This is a genomic window from Actinomycetota bacterium (genome assembly GCA_012837825.1).
Taxonomy (GTDB): Bacteria; Actinomycetota; Humimicrobiia; order Humimicrobiales; family Humimicrobiaceae; genus Humimicrobium.
This window is the reverse complement of sequence record DUQM01000039.1, coordinates 1-17212: the sequence shown is the minus strand read 5'-3', so window position 1 is coordinate 17212 and position 17212 is coordinate 1. Positions and strand designations below refer to the sequence as shown.

Genomic DNA, 17212 nt, shown 5'->3' with positions numbered 1-17212 from the left:
CTCTATTTATATAGTTTATTAAAAACATATTAATAGTTATCACCGGATATCAGATCTAAAGATTTTATTTTTTGGGAATTTTTCTTATTTTAATATAAAATATCCTTAATCTTGATTTTTAAAATATTTATTAAATACTTTAAGAGGTTATTATGAAATTTGAAATTACAAAAAACGAACTCTTAAATAAACTGAATTTTGCCAGCAGAGTTGCAACATCAAAAAGCCTTATATCTGCCTTAAGCGGAATACTGATTGAAGCAGACGATGTGCTTAATATATATAGTACAGATCTTGAAACAAGCATAAAATCCTCTTTGAAAGCAAAGATAATCGAAAAAGGAAGAGCAGTCGTTCCGGCCAAAATATTTATTAATATTTTAAGAAATTTTCCGGAATCAAAAGTTTCTGTTGCTCTCGACATAAACACTAATCAGTTAAAGGTAATGTGTGAAAAAAGTGTTTTTAATTTAAACACATTTGCAATAGATGAGTATCCGGAATTTCCGACAACGACAGAAAAGACAAAATTTAAAATTGATTTTGATATTTTTAAAAAACTTTTAAACAAGGTTATAAAATCAGCTTCAGGAGAGGAAAGCAGGGCCATTCTGACCGGTATACTTATAGAAGTTGACAATTCTTCTCTTGATGAAGAAGACAAATCGTCTTCCAGTTATATTAAAATAGTTGGTACGGACAGTTACAGGCTTGCATTTATTGAGGAGAAAATTGACTATTCGGGAGATCCTATAAAGGTTGTTGTTCCAAATAAAGTGCTGGATAATATTGTAAAAAGCGATTACACAGGAAAAACAACTGAAATAAATATTGAAGAAAACCAGATAAGCTTTCTGCTTGCAAATGAAGACGGAACAGAGACAATGATAATTTCAAGGTTGCTGTCCGGAAAATTTCCTGAATATAAACAGTTGATACCAAAAGAATTCAAACACAATATAATTCTTGATAAAGACAAGGTAAATGAAGTAGTTAAAAGAACATCTTCCATATCTCAGGACAATATTCCCATAAAGATTGAAATAGGTGATGGAAAAATGTATGTGTCAATGAACATCAAGGAGGTCGGAAATTCCAGCGAGGAAGTGGATATAGCTTATGCAGAGGGAAAAATAGAAATAGCGTTCAACCCTTATTTTCTTCTTGAGGGTATAAATATGCTTGATGAAGAGAAGTTTATCTTTTCGGTTGAGGAATCTTTAAAGCCGGTTCTTATAAGAAATGTAAAAGCAAAGAATCTGATCTATCTATTAATGCCGATAAGGATTTCTTAAAATTTTCCTTCAGGGAATGCAGGCTATCATTTATTTTTATATTAATTATTGATAATTTAAATTCAATACCGGCTCATGCTTTTCAACACATCAGACTGTCCTGACTTTTTAAAACGACAGAAATCATGAAAAAAGAAGAAAAATCAGATATCTGCATAATAGGACCCGGAAGACTGGGTCTGACTCTTGCTTATTGTTTTTCTTCAGGCATCGACAGGGGCATTAATCTTGTATCGGTATCGGGGAGAAGAGAGGAGTCTGTCAGCAATGCAGAAAGAATAATAAAAAAAATAAACAGAAAGACTGTTTTTATTGTTAATAATAAAGAAGCAGCCCGGAAGGCAGACTGCATATTAATATGTGTCCCGGACGACTCGATAAAAAATGTATGCAAAGAATTATTTGAAAAGAACGGAATAACAGGGGAAGGGAAGACAGTCATTCATTTCAGCGGCTTGAAAGGCCTGGATGTTCTTGATGCTGCAAAATCTTCCGGAGCTTCTGTATGCTGTATTCACCCGATGAAGTCATTTGCGGACTATCTGAATTCGGCAAATTCGATAAAAGGCACTCTTTTTGGAATCACTTATGATAAAAAAGATAAAAAAGCATGCCGGACAGCTGAAAGGATAGTGGGTTTTCTTAACGGGAAAAGTATTTTTATTGAAAACAGCTCAAAAGCCATTTATCATGCATGCGCATGCATGGCATCAAACTATCTTATAGGTCTTCTTAATATAGTTGAAAGAATGGGAAAAGAAATAGGCGTCAGGCCCGAAATCTTCATGGAGGGCATTATATCTCTTTCACAGGGAACAATTGATAATATCAGGAAGCTCGGTACAAATAATTCGCTGACAGGGCCCATCGCAAGAGGGGACGTCGGCACGGTTAGAAATCATCTGGAAAATATAAAATCAAGAATGGGCAGCAATTATGCCGATGTTTATAGTCTTCTTGGCCGTTTTACCGCTGATATTGCCAGGGAAAACAAATGGATAGACATGAGGACATATAATGAATTTCTTGATTTGTTTGAAATAAAGAAACTTTTATAAAGATTATTAAATTAACAATATTACTGGAGAAAAAATGTCTGAAAGAAAAAAAGTAACCATAAATACCCTTATAGAGATGAAACAGAAAAGCGAAAAGATCACAATGCTTACCTGCTATGATTTTTTAATGGCAACAATGCTTGATGAAGCCGGTATTGACATGGTTCTTGTAGGAGACTCGCTGGCAAATGTTGTTCTTGGATATGAGAGCACGATTCCTGTTACCATGGAAGAAATGCTTCACCACTGTAAAGCAGTTACAAGGGGAATAAAAAACGCATTTGTTGTAGGAGATATGCCTTTTATGTCATATCAGACAAGCAGTGAAGAAGCTCTGAAAAATGCCGGCAGACTTCTGAAAGAAGCAAGAGTGAGCGCGATAAAACTTGAAGGCGGCGAAGAAGTTCTGGAAACCATAAAAAAAATAGTTGACGCAGGCATACCTGTAATGGGTCATCTCGGGCTTACCCCTCAGTCGGTGAATGTCTTTGGAGGATACGGACTCAGGGGTTCCACAAAAGAAGAATCCGAGAAAATAATAAACGATGCCGGGAAAATAGAGAAAGCAGGTGTTTTTGCAATAGTGCTTGAAAAAATTCCGTCCGCTCTTGCAAAGGAAATCACAGACAGTGTAAAAGTTCCCACCATAGGGATAGGAGCCGGTTCGGACTGTGACGGACAGGTTCTTGTTGCTCATGACATGCTTGGACTTTTTGAGAGATATAAGCCCAAATTTGTAAAAAGATATGCTGAAATCGCCCGGATTATGAAAAAATGCTTCAATGATTATATCAGAGAAGTAAAAAGCAAAGAATTTCCTGCACAGGAGCATTCATATTGATCAAGACAATTAAAAGAAAAAACGAGATAAACAGGATTATAAAAGATCTTAAAAAAGAAGGAAAAAAAATAGGGCTGGTGCCCACCATGGGTTTTTTGCATGAAGGACATATTTCTCTGATTAAAAAATCCAGAAAAGAGTGCGACATAACAGCTGTAAGTATTTTTGTAAATCCGGTGCAGTTCGGGCCTAATGAAGACTTTGTAAGATACCCAAGGGATTTTGAGAGAGACAGAATTCTGGCGGACAGGGAGGGGGCAGACATAATTTTTTATCCTGAACCATCGGAGATGTATCCGGATAATCACCTGACATATGTCAATGTGGAAAAGATGGAAAAAATAATGTGCGGAAAATTCCGCCCCGGACATTTCAGGGGTGTCTGCACTGTTGTTTTAAAATTATTTAATATAATAAGTCCGGACAAAGCATATTTTGGCTTAAAAGATTTTCAGCAGCTTGCAATCTTAAAAAAGATGGTTTCAGACCTTGATGTAGATGTGCAGATTGTCGAATGTGAAACAATAAGAGAGCCAGACGGTCTTGCTCTCAGCTCAAGAAATGCATATCTGAATCCTGAAGAAAGAAAAAATGCGAACATTCTTTATCTGGCGATAATTATGGCTGAGAATGAAATCAAAAGAGGAAGAAGTATTGCAACCGCAAGACAAAATGCCATGAAAATGCTTAAAGGGTGCAGCTTTATAAAAAAAATAGATTATTTTGATATAAGAGATCCTGAGGACTTAAAAACTGTTAGAAAGCTGGACGGGGGAAAATCAAAAGTACTTATTGCATCTGCAGTATGGTTTGGAAAAACAAGACTGATAGACAACAAAGTCATAAATACAGAGCCTTAAATATGGCTTAAAACCATATTTACTTTAAGCAATTATGAATGTATTATTGTTGACTTAATTATAAGGAAAAGGCTGAAATTGCTAATAAATATTTTAAAAAGCAAAATACACAGAGCAACCGTTACCGAAGCAAGGGTCGATTATGTGGGAAGCATTACCATCGATAGCTTTTTAATGAAAAAAGCAGGAATCATCCCTTATGAAAAAGTAATGGTGGTGAGCATAGACTCAGGGCAGAGGCTTGAAACCTATGTAATTGAAGGTGAAAGCAAAAGCGGAACTATTTGCCTGAACGGTGCGGCTGCCCGGTTAATAAATAAAGGAGAAAAGGTAATCATTATGGCTTTCTGCAGCCTCGAACCCAAAGAGGCAGATGGTTTTTTACCGAAAATCGTACATGTCGATGAAAAAAACCATTTTACAGAAAGCGGTTTTGTTGCCGGCAAAGATGAAGAATGCTAATTTTAAAAAATTATTGCTTCTATCGGTCATTCTTTTAATATTGTTAGTGTCTGCTTCGTGCAGCAGAATAAAAGATTTTAGCGGCAGCATTCCCGGCGATTTCCCTTTGCGACAGGAAACAAACGGTACACATGTAAAAGAATCTGCTGCCACAACTATTGACAACTTGCTTCAGGATGATAAAAAAAGCATAAGTCTTATATTTTTTGACTATGAAAAAATAAAGACCGACATTACTACATCAATCGGGGTGAAAATAAAAAATACCAATGTTTTTCTTGATCATTTCGGCAATCTCTGTGTAATGGGGGAGATACTTAATTTATCAAACTCAACAAAGACAAATATTCTGCTGACAATAGATTTTCTGGATAGGAAAGGAAGCAATATTTATTCTGATAAAATCGGCGTAAACACCAATTATTTAAGGCCCGACAGCAAAATACCGTTTACATACATGCTGTCTGATAATAATAAATATATAGGGGTGGATACCATAAAAATCGGCGTTAACTACAAAGATTATTACAAGCTGCTTAAAAGCAACATAATAGTCAACAAAGAGAATTTTACCTATAAAAATGATATACTCACAATCAACGGGAAAATTGTCAATATCGGGGAAAGCAAAGCTGTTAATATAAATCTTTTATCAACTTTTTATGATATGAGAGACAGAGTTGTTCAGGTCAGGAAATGTTTCATAAAGGAAAGCGAGCTTCTTCCAAAGGAGGAACAGGACTTTTCTCTTAATGTTTTATTCAGTAAGTACGCTGAAGATTTTACGCATTATGATTTCGAAGTTTTTTTTGAAGACTCGGTTGAAATGCCTTAAAATTTATACTATTGCATATTTTGGATACTGTTTTTGGCAACAGCCATGATTAATAATTATATTTAAAGGTCAGATTATGTTTCATTTAAATAAAAAGCATACATGTTTTTTCAGATTGTCGAAAATAATTATTGCTGTTTTTATCATTTTCTTCATGACCGGTATGGTTTTTTCCGGTTGTGCGGGAAAAAAGACAGAGAATTCTGACAATATGGCAACAACCTCAACCAAACGGGCAGCTGAAAATGAAACAGACGATAAGCACAGCCAGGAAACCGATGCAATACATTCGGTTACATTCTGGAACAGTTGCAAGCCGAAAGAGAGAATATTTTTAATGGAAAATATTGAAAGTTTTAAAAGAGAAAATCCAAACATAAGCATAGAAGTAAAACACTATCGAAGCGAGGAAGAGCTGATGGATACTTTCAGCGCAGCAAGTCTTGCGGGAGCAGGTCCCGATATCATACTTCTTGGAATGAATAATATGAAAAAACTTGCAAAAGAGAATGTCCTGAAAGATCTGACTGATGAATTTGATTACAATAAATTTATTCCGGGATTAAATGAACTTACATTTTTTGACAGGAAAAGATATGTTGTTCCGTTTAATGCAGCAGACTTCCTTTTATTTTTTTATAACAGAGAAATCATTTCCCGGCCTCCTTCAAATTTTGAAGAGGTATTAACTTATACAAGGGAAAATACCGATCCTGCAGCCGGGATTTATGGATTTTTATTAAATGCAGGTCAGCCGGAATGGGTGCTGCCATTTATGGGGGGTTATCTTGACTGGATATATGATTATGATAGCGGTTCAATCAGTTTAAACAATCAGTCAGTTCAGAAAACCCTGGGCTTTCTGGAGGAAGTTTATAATGTTGAAAACATAATTCCATTTGATATCGACTATGAAGAAATAAACGATTCTTTCAAAGCAGGAAATACGGCAATGATAATAAATGGTTCATGGGCTATAGAAGAGTACGAGGAAGCAGGTATTGACTTCGGCGTATCAAAAATACCAAAGGCAACCGGAGCGCTTTCCAACCCGACCCCGATGGTTACAGGAATGGGATTTATGGTAAATGTCAATTCTGCTTTAAAAAATTTTGAATATGCCAGAAGTTTTATAAACTATATGATATCAAATGAAATACAGAAAGCCTGGATGCTCAATACATCTTCCTATCCTTCTGTTACAGGGTTGGAGAGGGAAGATATTATGACAAATGATATTCTTTATAATACTTTGCTTCAGGTAAAAATATGCAGGGGGCAGATACCTGAAGAAGACCTAAGGCTTGTCAGGGAAGTAATAAAATTAAATATTGAAAGCCTGATAGCAGGAAATATTTCTGCAGAAGATGCAGCAGTCAAAATGCAGGAAGATATAATAAAAATGAAGTCCGGACAGCTGAAGATAGAAGATTTTACTGAAACTACGTCGGGCGAAGAAGAAATTCGGGGGGAAAATGGATAATAACTATAATGATGAAAATGACGGTATCAGACCGGTTTTTCTGAAAGGCTGTCTTTTTATAATTGCAGCCGTGGTGCTTATAGCAGTAGGGTTCTTTTTTACAGTTGGAATATTATCTGTAATAAATAAAACCTCTCCGGCAGAATTACTGAGAGGAAATAACAGTTCTGTCGGCAGCACAACAGTTTCCCAGCCAGGCATACAGGAAAAGGAAAATAACAAAACAGAAAGCACAATGAACGAACCCGGAAATGAAAGACTGTCTGAAAATTTTTCATTAAAGGAACTTAACAGCGCCATCACGGCTCTTGTGGAAGAAGTGTCTCCTTCCGTTGTAAATATAAGGATAAAAGTTTTGGATAGAAGAAATATTCTTACAGATGCAGGCGTGGGATCAGGAATAATTTATACGGAAGATGGTTATATAATTACCAACGAACATGTTATTGCCGGAGCAGACGAGATAATAGTAAGAACAATTGATGAAAAAGAATATAAGGCAGAGCTCACAGGTTTTAACAAAGACACAGATATTGCTGTGGTGAAAATAGAGGCTTCGGGTCTGAAGAAAGCAAGCTTTACCTCTATTGAAAATGTGAAGGTTGGAGAAATGGTAATTGCAATAGGAAGCCCGTTTGCCATAGAGCAGACTGTAACATTCGGAGTTGTAAGCGCAAAAGGCAGGGATATTACTCTTTCAAGCGACATGCTTCCGATGGTAGATCTTATACAGACTGATACGGCAATCAATCCCGGGAACAGCGGGGGGCCTCTTATAAATATTTCGGCGCAAGTTATAGGAATAAATAATCTTATATTTTCGCCAAGCGGCGCAAGCGCCGGTATAGGTTTTGCCATACCGAGTGATACTGCTGTAAATATTGCAGAACAGATAATCAAATATGGGAAAGCAAGAATTCCTTATATGGGTATAGAGATGGATACCGGCCAGGGTGAAGTGCCGGGTGTGCTTATAGCCGGTGTATCGCGGGGCTATCCGGCAGAACAGGCAGGAATGAGAGCAGGAGATGTTCTTACAAAATTTGATGGTCGGGAAATAAAAACCAGCTTTGAACTTTATGCCCAGATGCTGAGACATAATGTTGATGACAAGATAGAAGTGGAGATTTACAGAAACGGATCATTTATTAGTTTATCCCTGATTCTTGCCGAGTCCCCGATAACAGCCGTTAATTAGCTGATGGAAAATAAAAAACAGAAACACAGCAAAAGGAAATAAAAAATCAATTTGAAAAACGATAACACAATCAAAGACGAAGTCCTTGTTGCAAGAAGCAGAAAAGGAGACAAGGCTGCTTTTGAAGAGCTTGTAAGAAGGCATTCAAAATATGTCTATACAACTGCTTTTTTTATGATAAGAGATTCACATGAGGCCGAAGATATAAGCCAGGAGGTGTTTGTAAAAGCATATCTTGCAATTTCAGGCTTCAGGGGTCTTTCCAGCTTTAAGACATGGATAAGAAAACTGACTGTAAATACATGTATCGATAAGATAAAAATTAAATCAAGAGCTGCAAATAAAAAAGTAAGCCTTGATAATATGATAGAGGAGAGAGCAGAGGTAATCTTCTGTGAAGCAAAGCAGAATGTAGAAAAATTTTTTCAGGATAAGGAAATGGTAAGAGAAATACTAAAAATAGTTGTAAATCTGGAAGAAAATTACAGGATACCGCTTATTCTGAGAGATTTTCAGGACTACAGCTATCTTGAAATAGCAGAAATATTAAAAAAGCCTGTGGGAACTGTCAAAACAAATATTCACAGAGCCAGAAAGATAATCAAGGAAAAAATAACCAAATAGTAATAAATTTTTAAAAAGGCAGTTTTTATGAGCAAATTAAGCAAAATATTAAAGATCGCAAAAGATATTTCCATAAAACCCGGTGAAAATCTTGAAGAGAAAATAATTGAGAGAATAGAAAATCTCAAGGAAGAGGAAAGGGATCTTCTGGATGAGAATTTCCTGAATTTTTTAAAAAAAGAAAATTCAAGAGTACATTTATTCGGTAAAAAGGTCAGGGAAAACAAAGGCCTTATAATATTTTTCAGTATCTTTGCCGCAACACTTACTGCTTTTCTGATTGCCGAATACAGAAATTATAAAAAAAGCAAATAGCAGAAAAATGTCCTCTGATATCAGGAAAGACCACTAAAAAAACATGTTCCTGAATTATTATAAATAAATAATCAAATCAGGAAATCAGAAACACTATCGCTTTCTGAAAATGACAGACAATAAAACAAGAACCACAAAAATTATCCAGAACCATGGATTTGACAATAACTCTCTTATGGGCTCATATTTTATTTTCCCGAAAATGAAATCAAGGACATTTTCAAAACCATTATAAAAATTAATCCAGAAATTCTTAAAATTTTCGGAAGTAAAAAAATTTTTTATTGTTTCCATTTTATAAATTATACTTTCAAAAATTAAAAATAAAAATAATATATAAATATGTTTAAAAAAACCGTTGACTTTATTAAAATTAATTTAACTTTTTTTCTTTATTTTATTGAAGACTTTATTTAAAAACCAAACGGGAGGTGCAGATTTGAGTTATTTCAAATTCAAGGAAAGGAACACAAATGTAAGAACAGAAATCATTGCAGGGATAACCACCTTTATGACCATGGCTTACATAATATTTGTAAATCCCGCCATATTATCCCAGGGAGGCGTTCCTTATGAAGGAGCAATAGTTGCGACATGTATTGGTGCCGGATTTTTCAGCATGCTTATGGGCATAGCAACGAATACGCCATTTGCATTAGCTTCAGGAATGGGAATAAATGCAGCAGTTGTATTTACGATAATATTCGGACTCGGACTGACCTGGCAGCAGGCAATGGGAGTTGTTGTAATTGAAGGAATTATCGTAACTATTCTTGTTTTTACCGGTTTAAGACAAATGATAATGCGCGCAATACCCATGGAGCTAAAATACTCAATAGGAGTTGGTATCGGATTATTCATAGCATTTATTGGAACACAGGAAGCTGGTTTTGTTAAACCGGATGTAGCAACCATGGTAACGCTTGGGGACTTCACTTCGGGAGTAACTTTACTTGCCTTATTTGGACTTATGCTGACCATAGTTCTTCTTGCCTATAAAGTTAAAGGAGCCATTTTAATCGGAATCGTAGCCACAGCTATTCTTGGAATGATTACAAAAGTAATTCCACTCCCGACGCAGATCGTTGCTCTGCCCTCTTCGGAAAGTTTCTCAACATTTTTTAGAGCTGACCTTGTCGGGGCGGTATGGACCAAGGGAATGCTGAACATAGGAGCCATTGTCATGGTTTTTGCCCTGTTTATGTCTGACTTTTTTGATACCATGGGGACAATAATCGGGGTCGGCGCAGAAGCCAAGCTGCTTGATTCAAAGGGCAATCTTGCAAATCTGAAGAATGTATTGCTTGTTGATTCGCTTGGAGCAGTCGGTGGAGGTCTTTTCGGGGCAAGCTCTGTAACAACATATATTGAAAGCGCATCAGGCGTGTCAGAAGGTGGCAGAACCGGACTGATGCCAATAACCACCGGTATATTGTTTGTGCTTTCAATATTCTTTGCACCTCTTATTAAAGTCATTGGTGGAGGTGTGCAGGTTGCGGAAGGAGTATTCAAGTATCCGGTTACGGCACCTGCTCTTATTGTTGTCGGCTTTTTAATGATGTCAATAGTCTCAAAAATAGATTTTAAGAATGCGGAGGTAGGAATACCTGCATTTTTAACAATCATCATCATGCCTTTTACCTATAATATCTCATACGGTATCGGATTTGGTTTTATAAGCTATACGGTAATAAAACTATTAAGAGGCAAATGGAGAGAAGTGCATCCCCTGATGATAATTGTGAGCGTTTTATTTGCAGTGGCTTTTGTAGCTCAGGCAATTGTAGAGAAGTTTATGGTAAAATAAGGTTTAAAAAGAGACTGCATAAAAAAGTGAACTTTTATTAAAATTAATAAAAAGGAAGGCTGATTTAAAAACAGCCTTCCTTTTTAGTTTAAAAATAATTTTTGAAAAATAATTTTTTATGTTTTTCTGTATATTAAAACCGGATTAGTATAATTTATATAAAGTTTTATGTTTTTTGATTTTTTCCTTTAACTATAATTATTTGTTAAATTTCTTTTAAAAATTCCAGATCATATATAAAATGCAATGTTGTATAATAGGAATCATTATGAAAACATTGTTAAAAACTGAAAACCTTACACTTTCTTTTAACGGAAAGAAGATATTGGACAACCTCACCCTAGGTTTTAAAAAAGGGGAGATCCATGCTGTGGTAGGGCCTAATGGTGCAGGGAAATCGACATTTGCTTCTACTGTAATGGGTCTTGAAGGTTGCAGAGAATTTGAAGGAGATATTTTTTATAAAGGCCTCTCTCTTAAACAGCTCGGAGTTTTTGAGAGGGCAGAACTTGGAATAACTCTGGGCTGGCAGGAACCTGCAAGATTTGAAGGTCTTAAAATCAGGCAGTTTATGCAGGCGTCCTCAAAAGATAAAAAGGAAGACAGCATCATAAATGCTTTATCGATTCTGGGAATTGATTACAGGGAATATGTAGACAGGGCTATAGATAAAAGTCTCAGCGGAGGAGAAAGAAAAAAGTTTGAACTTGCCTCAATAGTAGCCATGCAGCCTGAGCTGGTTATACTTGATGAACCTGACTCGGGGATAGATGTTGCTTCTCTTGACAATATCTTTGAAGCCATAAGATATCTTCACAGCAATGGCGCCACTATAATATTAATAACCCACAGCCTGGAAGTATTAAAGAATGCGCAATATGCTTATCTTCTTTGCAGCGGAACCCTTTTGGACGAAGGAAAGGTAAGCAAAATAAGGAAATACTTTGAAGACAAATGTCTTTCCTGCGCCCATAAAAATATTCCTCTTTTTTCTAAACTGGAGAGGAATTTATAAAATCAACCCATTTATAATGATAATTACATGTAAATAAAGATGTTAAAAGAAGAAATATTATATGAAGCAGCTGATCTAAAAGACATAGTGCACGATCCGAATGTTGCAAGATTAGTAATAGATAAAGATAAAATTATCTCATCTAATCTTATAGAGGGGATTGAAATAAATGCAGAGAAAATTAAAGATGGTGTAAAGGTCAGACTTGTTGTAAAAGAAAATCAAATAATAATAAAACCGGTTCACCTATGCTTCGGAGTTACTGCAGAAAATGCCGTACAGAATATCGAAATAGATGCTGAAGTTGAAAAAGGCGCATCAATATCGCTTCTTGCACACTGCGTTTTTCCTGTTGCAAAAGACGTCCTTCATAAAATGTTTGCAAAGATACACCTGCATGAAAAATCTAAATATTCATATTTTGAAAGACATATACATAGTGACGGAGGCGGAGTTAAAGTAATTCCCAAAACAAAAGTGGTTCTTGAAAAAGAAGCAAAATTCAAAACTGAATTTGAGCTGGTAAAAGGCAGGGTTGGGCTTATTGATATGGACATTGAATCAGAATGCGGACCTGATTCTGTACTTGAAATGACAGCAAGGATAAGCGGAACAGAAAATGACAGAATTATAATAAGAGAAACAGGTTATCTGAATGGTAGCAATTCAAAAGGTGTGCTTGCTTCAAGAGTTGCAGTAAGAGATAATGCAAAAGCTGAAATCTTTAACAAACTTATTGCTATGGGGGATTATTCAAGAGGACATGTTGACTGCAAGGAAATCATAAAAGATAATGGCCAGGCAAGCGCTGTTCCGATTGTTGAGGTAAGAAATGCAACGGCTCATGTCACCCATGAAGCCTCTATTGGCAGTGTTGATAAAAAACAGCTGGAAACTCTTATGTCCCGGGGTCTTAATGAAGAAGAAGCGACAGAGCTTATCATACAGGGGCTTTTAAATTAGAATTCATTTTGGTATTAAAATCTCTTTTTAAATATTTGATGAGTTGAGGCAAGTTTTTCAAGAAATAGTGTTTTGACTCCAGCAACATAATAAGGGCAATTCATGGCCTGTCCGCCCATTTGCTAGCATATTCAACTATTTTAGCTAGTATAGGTGGTGTTCAGGATTAGTTACATATATTCTCAAAGAAAAACACAGAGTATTGGAGCAATATAGCTGCAGAGTTGTTTTCAGAGAAAGCGTAACTGTGATAATTGCTGGCAAAAATAAAGATAATGGAAATAATTTAAAAGAAAAAATTATTCAAAATGGTGGAAAAGCAGAATATATAAAAGCTGATGCAATAAATTCTGAAGAGGTTGTAAGACCGGCATTATCTCTTGCATCAGGCGAATCTTCTTATATGGCTGGTGAGTATATGTTGTTGATGGAGGTCTGACCTCCAAAGTATGGACATTCTGAGCTACAGAAGAAACAGACACAATTAAGTATTTCGGTTAAAACAACCATCCTGAATTTCTATATACAGGTATACTTCAATTATTTGATTAAAACTTTAAAAAGTTTTAATTTTATGGTAATCCTTACACAGTTTTACATAATTTTTTACTATTTCACTTATTAGAATATCACCTGTTTCTTTACTGGATTTCAAAGGAGCTCCGTAAATGCCTGTTTTGCTCTCCTGAAGACCCCAGGTCGAAATAAAATATTTTTTAATACCGCATGCATCTGCTGTGTAATATTCTGACTTGTATTTCAGAATATCGTCATCAGATGCCTTACTCATATCAATATCATATCCGAAAGACATCAGTAAAGAAGTTTCATATTCACAGGCGTGTGTTGTGCCACCTATTGGAGATTTCCTGATTTCTGAAAATTTTTCTGCAAAAAGAGAAACAGGATTAGTTAAAGCACAATAAACATTGTATTCATCAGCAATTTCTCTTATAGCGATTTCCAGGATACCTCTATGCTGGCCATGAGAGTCTATTATTACTATTTTACCAAAACCCATTTCACAGAGAGATGCAAGGATATCATGAACATAATCTTTAACAACATTAGTTCTGACCCTCATAGTTCCCGGCCACTTCATCATCTTTTTTGGTGAATAGCCTGCCCATACAGCAGGCATCAATAATGTCGGGATATCTTTATCTAATTCGGCGGCTATAAGTTTGCCTATCTCAGTACCAATAAAAGTATCGCAGCCAAGTGGAAGATGCGGTCCATGTTCTTCTATCTGTGCAACAGGTAATATAATCAAAGCATTTTTTTTAATGTAGTCTTCAAGTTCAGGCCATGTTTTTTTTGCAAATTCAAAATTCATTGATTCTCTCCTTTTACCGACTCTCTTTTTATTAGTCTTATATCTAATAAAATTGTTTTATAGCTATCTTTATTATTTTTATTGTAAATATTTTCCAATAAAAGCTCTGCACTTCTATGTCCTATTAAAAATTTAGGTTGCTGTATCGTTGTAAGGGGCGGACAAAGATATCTAGCAAGAGGGATATCGTCATTTCCTATTACAGAAATATCCTCAGGAATAGACTTGCCGAATACTTTTGCAGCCTTATAGACACCTACAGCCACTAAATCTGAAATTGCAAGAACGCCTGAAAACTCAATATTATTTTGCAGCATTTTTTTTATTATGTTATACCCGCCTATTATATCGGGAGTGGTTTCCTGAATAAGATCTTTGTCAACATTGATTTTATTTTCATTAAGAGCTTTTATATATCCTTTAATGTATTTTGAATATTCTGCCATATACCTACAGGCATCTATGATTAATATTTTTTTGTGGCCCTTTTTTATAAGATAGTTTGTTCCTATGTGTGAGCATAAACTGTGATCAATTAAGACCGAGTTATCAATATTTTCAGACTGAGGAAGGTCAAAAACCACGTATGGAATATTCCATAATCTTAATTTTTTTAAACTTTTGGAATCTTCAGAGGAAGCAGCTAATATAATTCCGTCAACCTTTTTTGATGCCAACAATGACAGATATCTTAATTCTTTTTCTTCATTATATGATGAATTACACAGCATTATATTGAAACCGTTTTTATCCAGGAATTTTTCAATTCCTCTTATGACCTCAAAATAAAAAGGATTTCCTATATCAGGAACGATAACCCCGATAGTCTTAGTTTGTTTTACTTTAAGGCTTCTAGCAACATGATTGGGGAAGAAACCGACCTCATCGATTATTGATAATATTTTTTTTTGAGTATGGGGAGCAACGGCATCACTATTATTTAATACTCTTGAAACAGTCGCCTTGGAAACACCAGCCATTTTGGCAATATCTTTAATATTCATTCATACCTCGGATTCCAGTAAAGAAAATTAATTATTAAAATTTCTTGACATTGAGATAAAATTCTATATTATATTTCTTAATGAGAACGGTTACATCCATGAAACTATTTTATACACCTAAATAATATAAGTAAAGTATTTTAATATTTTTTTTAATAATAATGAGAACGGTTACATTTAAAAACAACAGTTTCCCTAATCTGCAAAAAAAATGTTATCAATAAGAAAACAATAAAATAAAAAAGGAGAAATCATGAAAGACAAACCAAAAGTTACACTTTTTTATGATGAAGGTTGCTTTGACTGCATTATTGCAAAGATTTTCTTTGAAGCAATTGATGTTGATTTAGAGCTAAAGAACCTGAAAGACGAGGAAAACAAGCTGGAACTTATACATCTGACTCATAAATATATTGCACCTGCAATAATTATCGATGGTGATCTTTATATAGGTTTTGGCTCAATTGAAGGTAAGTTTATCTCAAATGCGCATGAAATTTGCGACAGACTAGGTATCGCTCCCGCAGTAAGAGACGCAAATGGCAAAGTAATCAGGGTGCTGCCAAAAATTATTGAAACTCTGGATATAGTTTAATTCAGAACACTAATATTTTTTTAAAAGAAAGGAGGTGTTTGGTTAATTATTTATTTTTTTAACTGTTCTATTTGTGGAAATAATAGTTTCACAAAATAATTATCAATTAACAAAGCCCATAGGATGTTAATTGAGATTTGATTGTCAGCTAAAATGTAAAAGAGAAAGGAGTAGAGTTAATGAAGAAAATTAAGTTATTTTTAGTTATTGGATTGGTATTATCCGTATTTGTGCTAATTATTGGCTGTTCACCGACAACCGCAACTGAGACAACACAGGCTGCAGAAACAACCGCAACTGAGACAACACAGGCTGCAGAAACAGAAACCACAGATGAATGGGTTTCTACAGGACCTAATGGTGAGCCGGCCGTTAGTTTTAAAGATGCCAATCTGGTATTGACTGATGAAGAAAAAGAAACAATAAAAAAAGAAAATTATGGTGCAACATTTATGTGGTTCAGTGGCCATGTTTTTTTTGATGCAATAGAATCAGGAGCTAAGTCTGTTTTTGAAGACTTGAATATTGATGTTGTCGGTAGTGTGGATACGGGTGTTGATGTTGCAAAAGTAAAAGACAATATAGAAACCTTATTAGCCTTGAATCCAAAGATTCTAATGGCTTTGGCACTAGATCCCGTATCAGCCAGCGAAGCATTTAGATCTGCTGTAGATGCTGGTCTTCAGCTATCTTTTTTAAGCAATGTGCCTAATGGGTACAAGCTTGGTGAAGACTATGCAGGTGTTGTAGGGGATGATAATGTCGGTATGGGTCTTGCCTGTGCAGAGATGATGTCAGAAGCTCTTGGCGGAAAAGGGAAAATTGGTTTCTTGTACGGCGACATGGGTATGTGGGTGACAGAACAAAGAGACGGTTCCTTTAAGAAAGCCATACAGGAAAAATATCCTGAAATTGAAATAGTTGCAGAAGCAGGAATAGCTGATTATTCAAAAGCTAATGAGATTATCGCTGGAATGCTTGTAACCAATCCTGAAATAGAAGGCTTATATGTTGTTACTGACAATGCAATGGGTGGAGTTCTTGCAGCACTAAGAGAAGCAAACAGGCAGGATGTAAAAGTTATTACAATTGATATAGGCCTTGAAAGTGCTATAGATATGGCAAAAGGGCAGAATGTTTATGGGATAGTAGCTGATTATCCTTATCAGATAGGTGAAGCAATGGCTATGTGCAGTGTTTATGGAATATTGGAAAAAGAAACGCCAGCTTTTGTTACTGTAGATTATTTTAAAATCACAAAAGATAATTTACTTGATGGTTGGAAAAAGTCATTAATGTCAGAGCCACCTAATGAGCTAAAAAGTCTTTTTGAATAAAAATGTAAATTAGTAAATCGGGAGAATCTTCTCCCGATTTACAGTTATATTACAAAATTATTGCAAAGAGTATTTTAATTAATCTATAAATATTTAATCAAACAGGTTTTTCATAATTAAGCATAAAAATTTAAGGATGTTTTATGAGTGCCAATGAAAACATATTAGAAATTTTAGGTCTCTG

General features: G+C 35.3%; 19 protein-coding genes. 16 read left to right on the top strand and 3 right to left on the bottom strand.

Annotation, left to right across the window (positions count from 1 at the left end):
* Nucleotides 1-152 precede the first annotated feature (152 nt).
* The 10 genes from dnaN (at nucleotide 153) to GXZ93_03030 (ending at nucleotide 8971) form a co-directional block, all read left to right on the top strand.
* Entirely contained in the window at nucleotides 153-1295 is a 1143-nt protein-coding gene (gene dnaN, locus GXZ93_03075) for a DNA polymerase III subunit beta (GenBank protein ID HHT78766.1), read from the top strand.
* A 125-nt stretch (nucleotides 1296-1420) separates the two neighbouring features.
* On the top strand, nucleotides 1421-2353 hold the full coding sequence (locus tag GXZ93_03070) for a DUF2520 domain-containing protein (protein HHT78765.1): 933 nt from the start codon (nucleotides 1421-1423) through the stop codon (nucleotides 2351-2353).
* 34 nt (nucleotides 2354-2387) lie between these two features.
* Nucleotides 2388-3194 carry a 3-methyl-2-oxobutanoate hydroxymethyltransferase gene (gene panB / locus GXZ93_03065; protein ID HHT78764.1) on the top strand — a complete coding sequence of 269 codons (807 nt, stop codon included), beginning with the start codon at nucleotides 2388-2390 and terminating at the stop codon, nucleotides 3192-3194.
* A complete protein-coding gene (locus tag GXZ93_03060) occupies nucleotides 3194-4054 on the top strand; it encodes a pantoate--beta-alanine ligase (protein ID HHT78763.1) in 861 nt (286 codons plus the stop codon). Before panB ends, GXZ93_03060 begins: the two co-directional genes overlap by 1 nt.
* A 78-nt stretch (nucleotides 4055-4132) precedes the next feature.
* On the top strand, nucleotides 4133-4516 hold the full coding sequence (locus GXZ93_03055) for an aspartate 1-decarboxylase (protein ID HHT78762.1): 384 nt from the start codon (nucleotides 4133-4135) through the stop codon (nucleotides 4514-4516).
* Entirely contained in the window at nucleotides 4503-5351 is an 849-nt protein-coding gene (locus GXZ93_03050) for a hypothetical protein (GenBank protein HHT78761.1), read from the top strand. The genes GXZ93_03055 and GXZ93_03050 overlap by 14 nt, the downstream gene beginning before the upstream one ends.
* Before the next feature lie 76 nt (nucleotides 5352-5427).
* Complete coding sequence (locus tag GXZ93_03045; protein ID HHT78760.1) at nucleotides 5428-6834, top strand: extracellular solute-binding protein; 1407 nt, start codon at nucleotides 5428-5430, stop codon at nucleotides 6832-6834.
* Nucleotides 6827-8032: a PDZ domain-containing protein gene (locus tag GXZ93_03040; GenBank protein HHT78759.1), complete on the top strand. Its 1206-nt coding sequence runs from the start codon at nucleotides 6827-6829 to the stop codon at nucleotides 8030-8032. Before GXZ93_03045 ends, GXZ93_03040 begins: the two co-directional genes overlap by 8 nt.
* A gap of 51 nt (nucleotides 8033-8083) precedes the next feature.
* Nucleotides 8084-8656 (top strand): RNA polymerase sigma factor, encoded by a 573-nt coding sequence (locus GXZ93_03035; GenBank protein ID HHT78758.1) that lies wholly within the window; start codon nucleotides 8084-8086, stop codon nucleotides 8654-8656.
* Between the two features lie 27 nt (nucleotides 8657-8683).
* Nucleotides 8684-8971, top strand: coding sequence for a hypothetical protein (locus GXZ93_03030; protein ID HHT78757.1), 288 nt, complete (start codon nucleotides 8684-8686; stop codon nucleotides 8969-8971).
* A 93-nt stretch (nucleotides 8972-9064) separates the two neighbouring features.
* Here the strand turns inward: GXZ93_03030 and GXZ93_03025 are convergent, their stop codons facing one another.
* Complete coding sequence (locus GXZ93_03025) at nucleotides 9065-9265, bottom strand: hypothetical protein (GenBank protein HHT78756.1); 201 nt, start codon at nucleotides 9263-9265, stop codon at nucleotides 9065-9067.
* 217 nt (nucleotides 9266-9482) lie between these two features.
* Between GXZ93_03025 and GXZ93_03020 the strand changes: the two genes are divergently transcribed.
* The 4 genes from GXZ93_03020 (at nucleotide 9483) to GXZ93_03005 (ending at nucleotide 13195) form a co-directional block, all read left to right on the top strand.
* Nucleotides 9483-10778 (top strand): NCS2 family permease, encoded by a 1296-nt coding sequence (locus tag GXZ93_03020; GenBank protein ID HHT78755.1) that lies wholly within the window; start codon nucleotides 9483-9485, stop codon nucleotides 10776-10778.
* A gap of 268 nt (nucleotides 10779-11046) precedes the next feature.
* A complete protein-coding gene (locus GXZ93_03015) occupies nucleotides 11047-11793 on the top strand; it encodes an ATP-binding cassette domain-containing protein (GenBank protein HHT78754.1) in 747 nt (248 codons plus the stop codon).
* A 39-nt stretch (nucleotides 11794-11832) separates the two neighbouring features.
* Nucleotides 11833-12756, top strand: a complete 924-nt coding sequence (locus GXZ93_03010; GenBank protein HHT78753.1) for a SufBD protein — start codon at nucleotides 11833-11835, stop codon at nucleotides 12754-12756.
* A gap of 247 nt (nucleotides 12757-13003) precedes the next feature.
* Entirely contained in the window at nucleotides 13004-13195 is a 192-nt protein-coding gene (locus GXZ93_03005; protein HHT78752.1) for a hypothetical protein, read from the top strand.
* Nucleotides 13196-13312: 117 nt separating this feature from the next.
* Here the strand turns inward: GXZ93_03005 and GXZ93_03000 are convergent, their stop codons facing one another.
* On the bottom strand, nucleotides 13313-14092 hold the full coding sequence (locus GXZ93_03000) for a creatininase family protein (GenBank protein ID HHT78751.1): 780 nt from the start codon (nucleotides 14090-14092) through the stop codon (nucleotides 13313-13315).
* Complete coding sequence (locus GXZ93_02995; protein HHT78750.1) at nucleotides 14089-15096, bottom strand: LacI family transcriptional regulator; 1008 nt, start codon at nucleotides 15094-15096, stop codon at nucleotides 14089-14091. Before GXZ93_02995 ends, GXZ93_03000 begins: the two co-directional genes overlap by 4 nt.
* A 253-nt stretch (nucleotides 15097-15349) precedes the next feature.
* Here GXZ93_02995 and GXZ93_02990 point away from each other — a divergent pair, with 253 nt between their 5' ends.
* Nucleotides 15350-15691 carry a hypothetical protein gene (locus GXZ93_02990; protein HHT78749.1) on the top strand — a complete coding sequence of 114 codons (342 nt, stop codon included), beginning with the start codon at nucleotides 15350-15352 and terminating at the stop codon, nucleotides 15689-15691.
* Nucleotides 15692-15870: 179 nt separating this feature from the next.
* On the top strand, nucleotides 15871-17028 hold the full coding sequence (locus tag GXZ93_02985) for a substrate-binding domain-containing protein (protein ID HHT78748.1): 1158 nt from the start codon (nucleotides 15871-15873) through the stop codon (nucleotides 17026-17028).
* Nucleotides 17029-17212 lie beyond the last annotated feature (184 nt).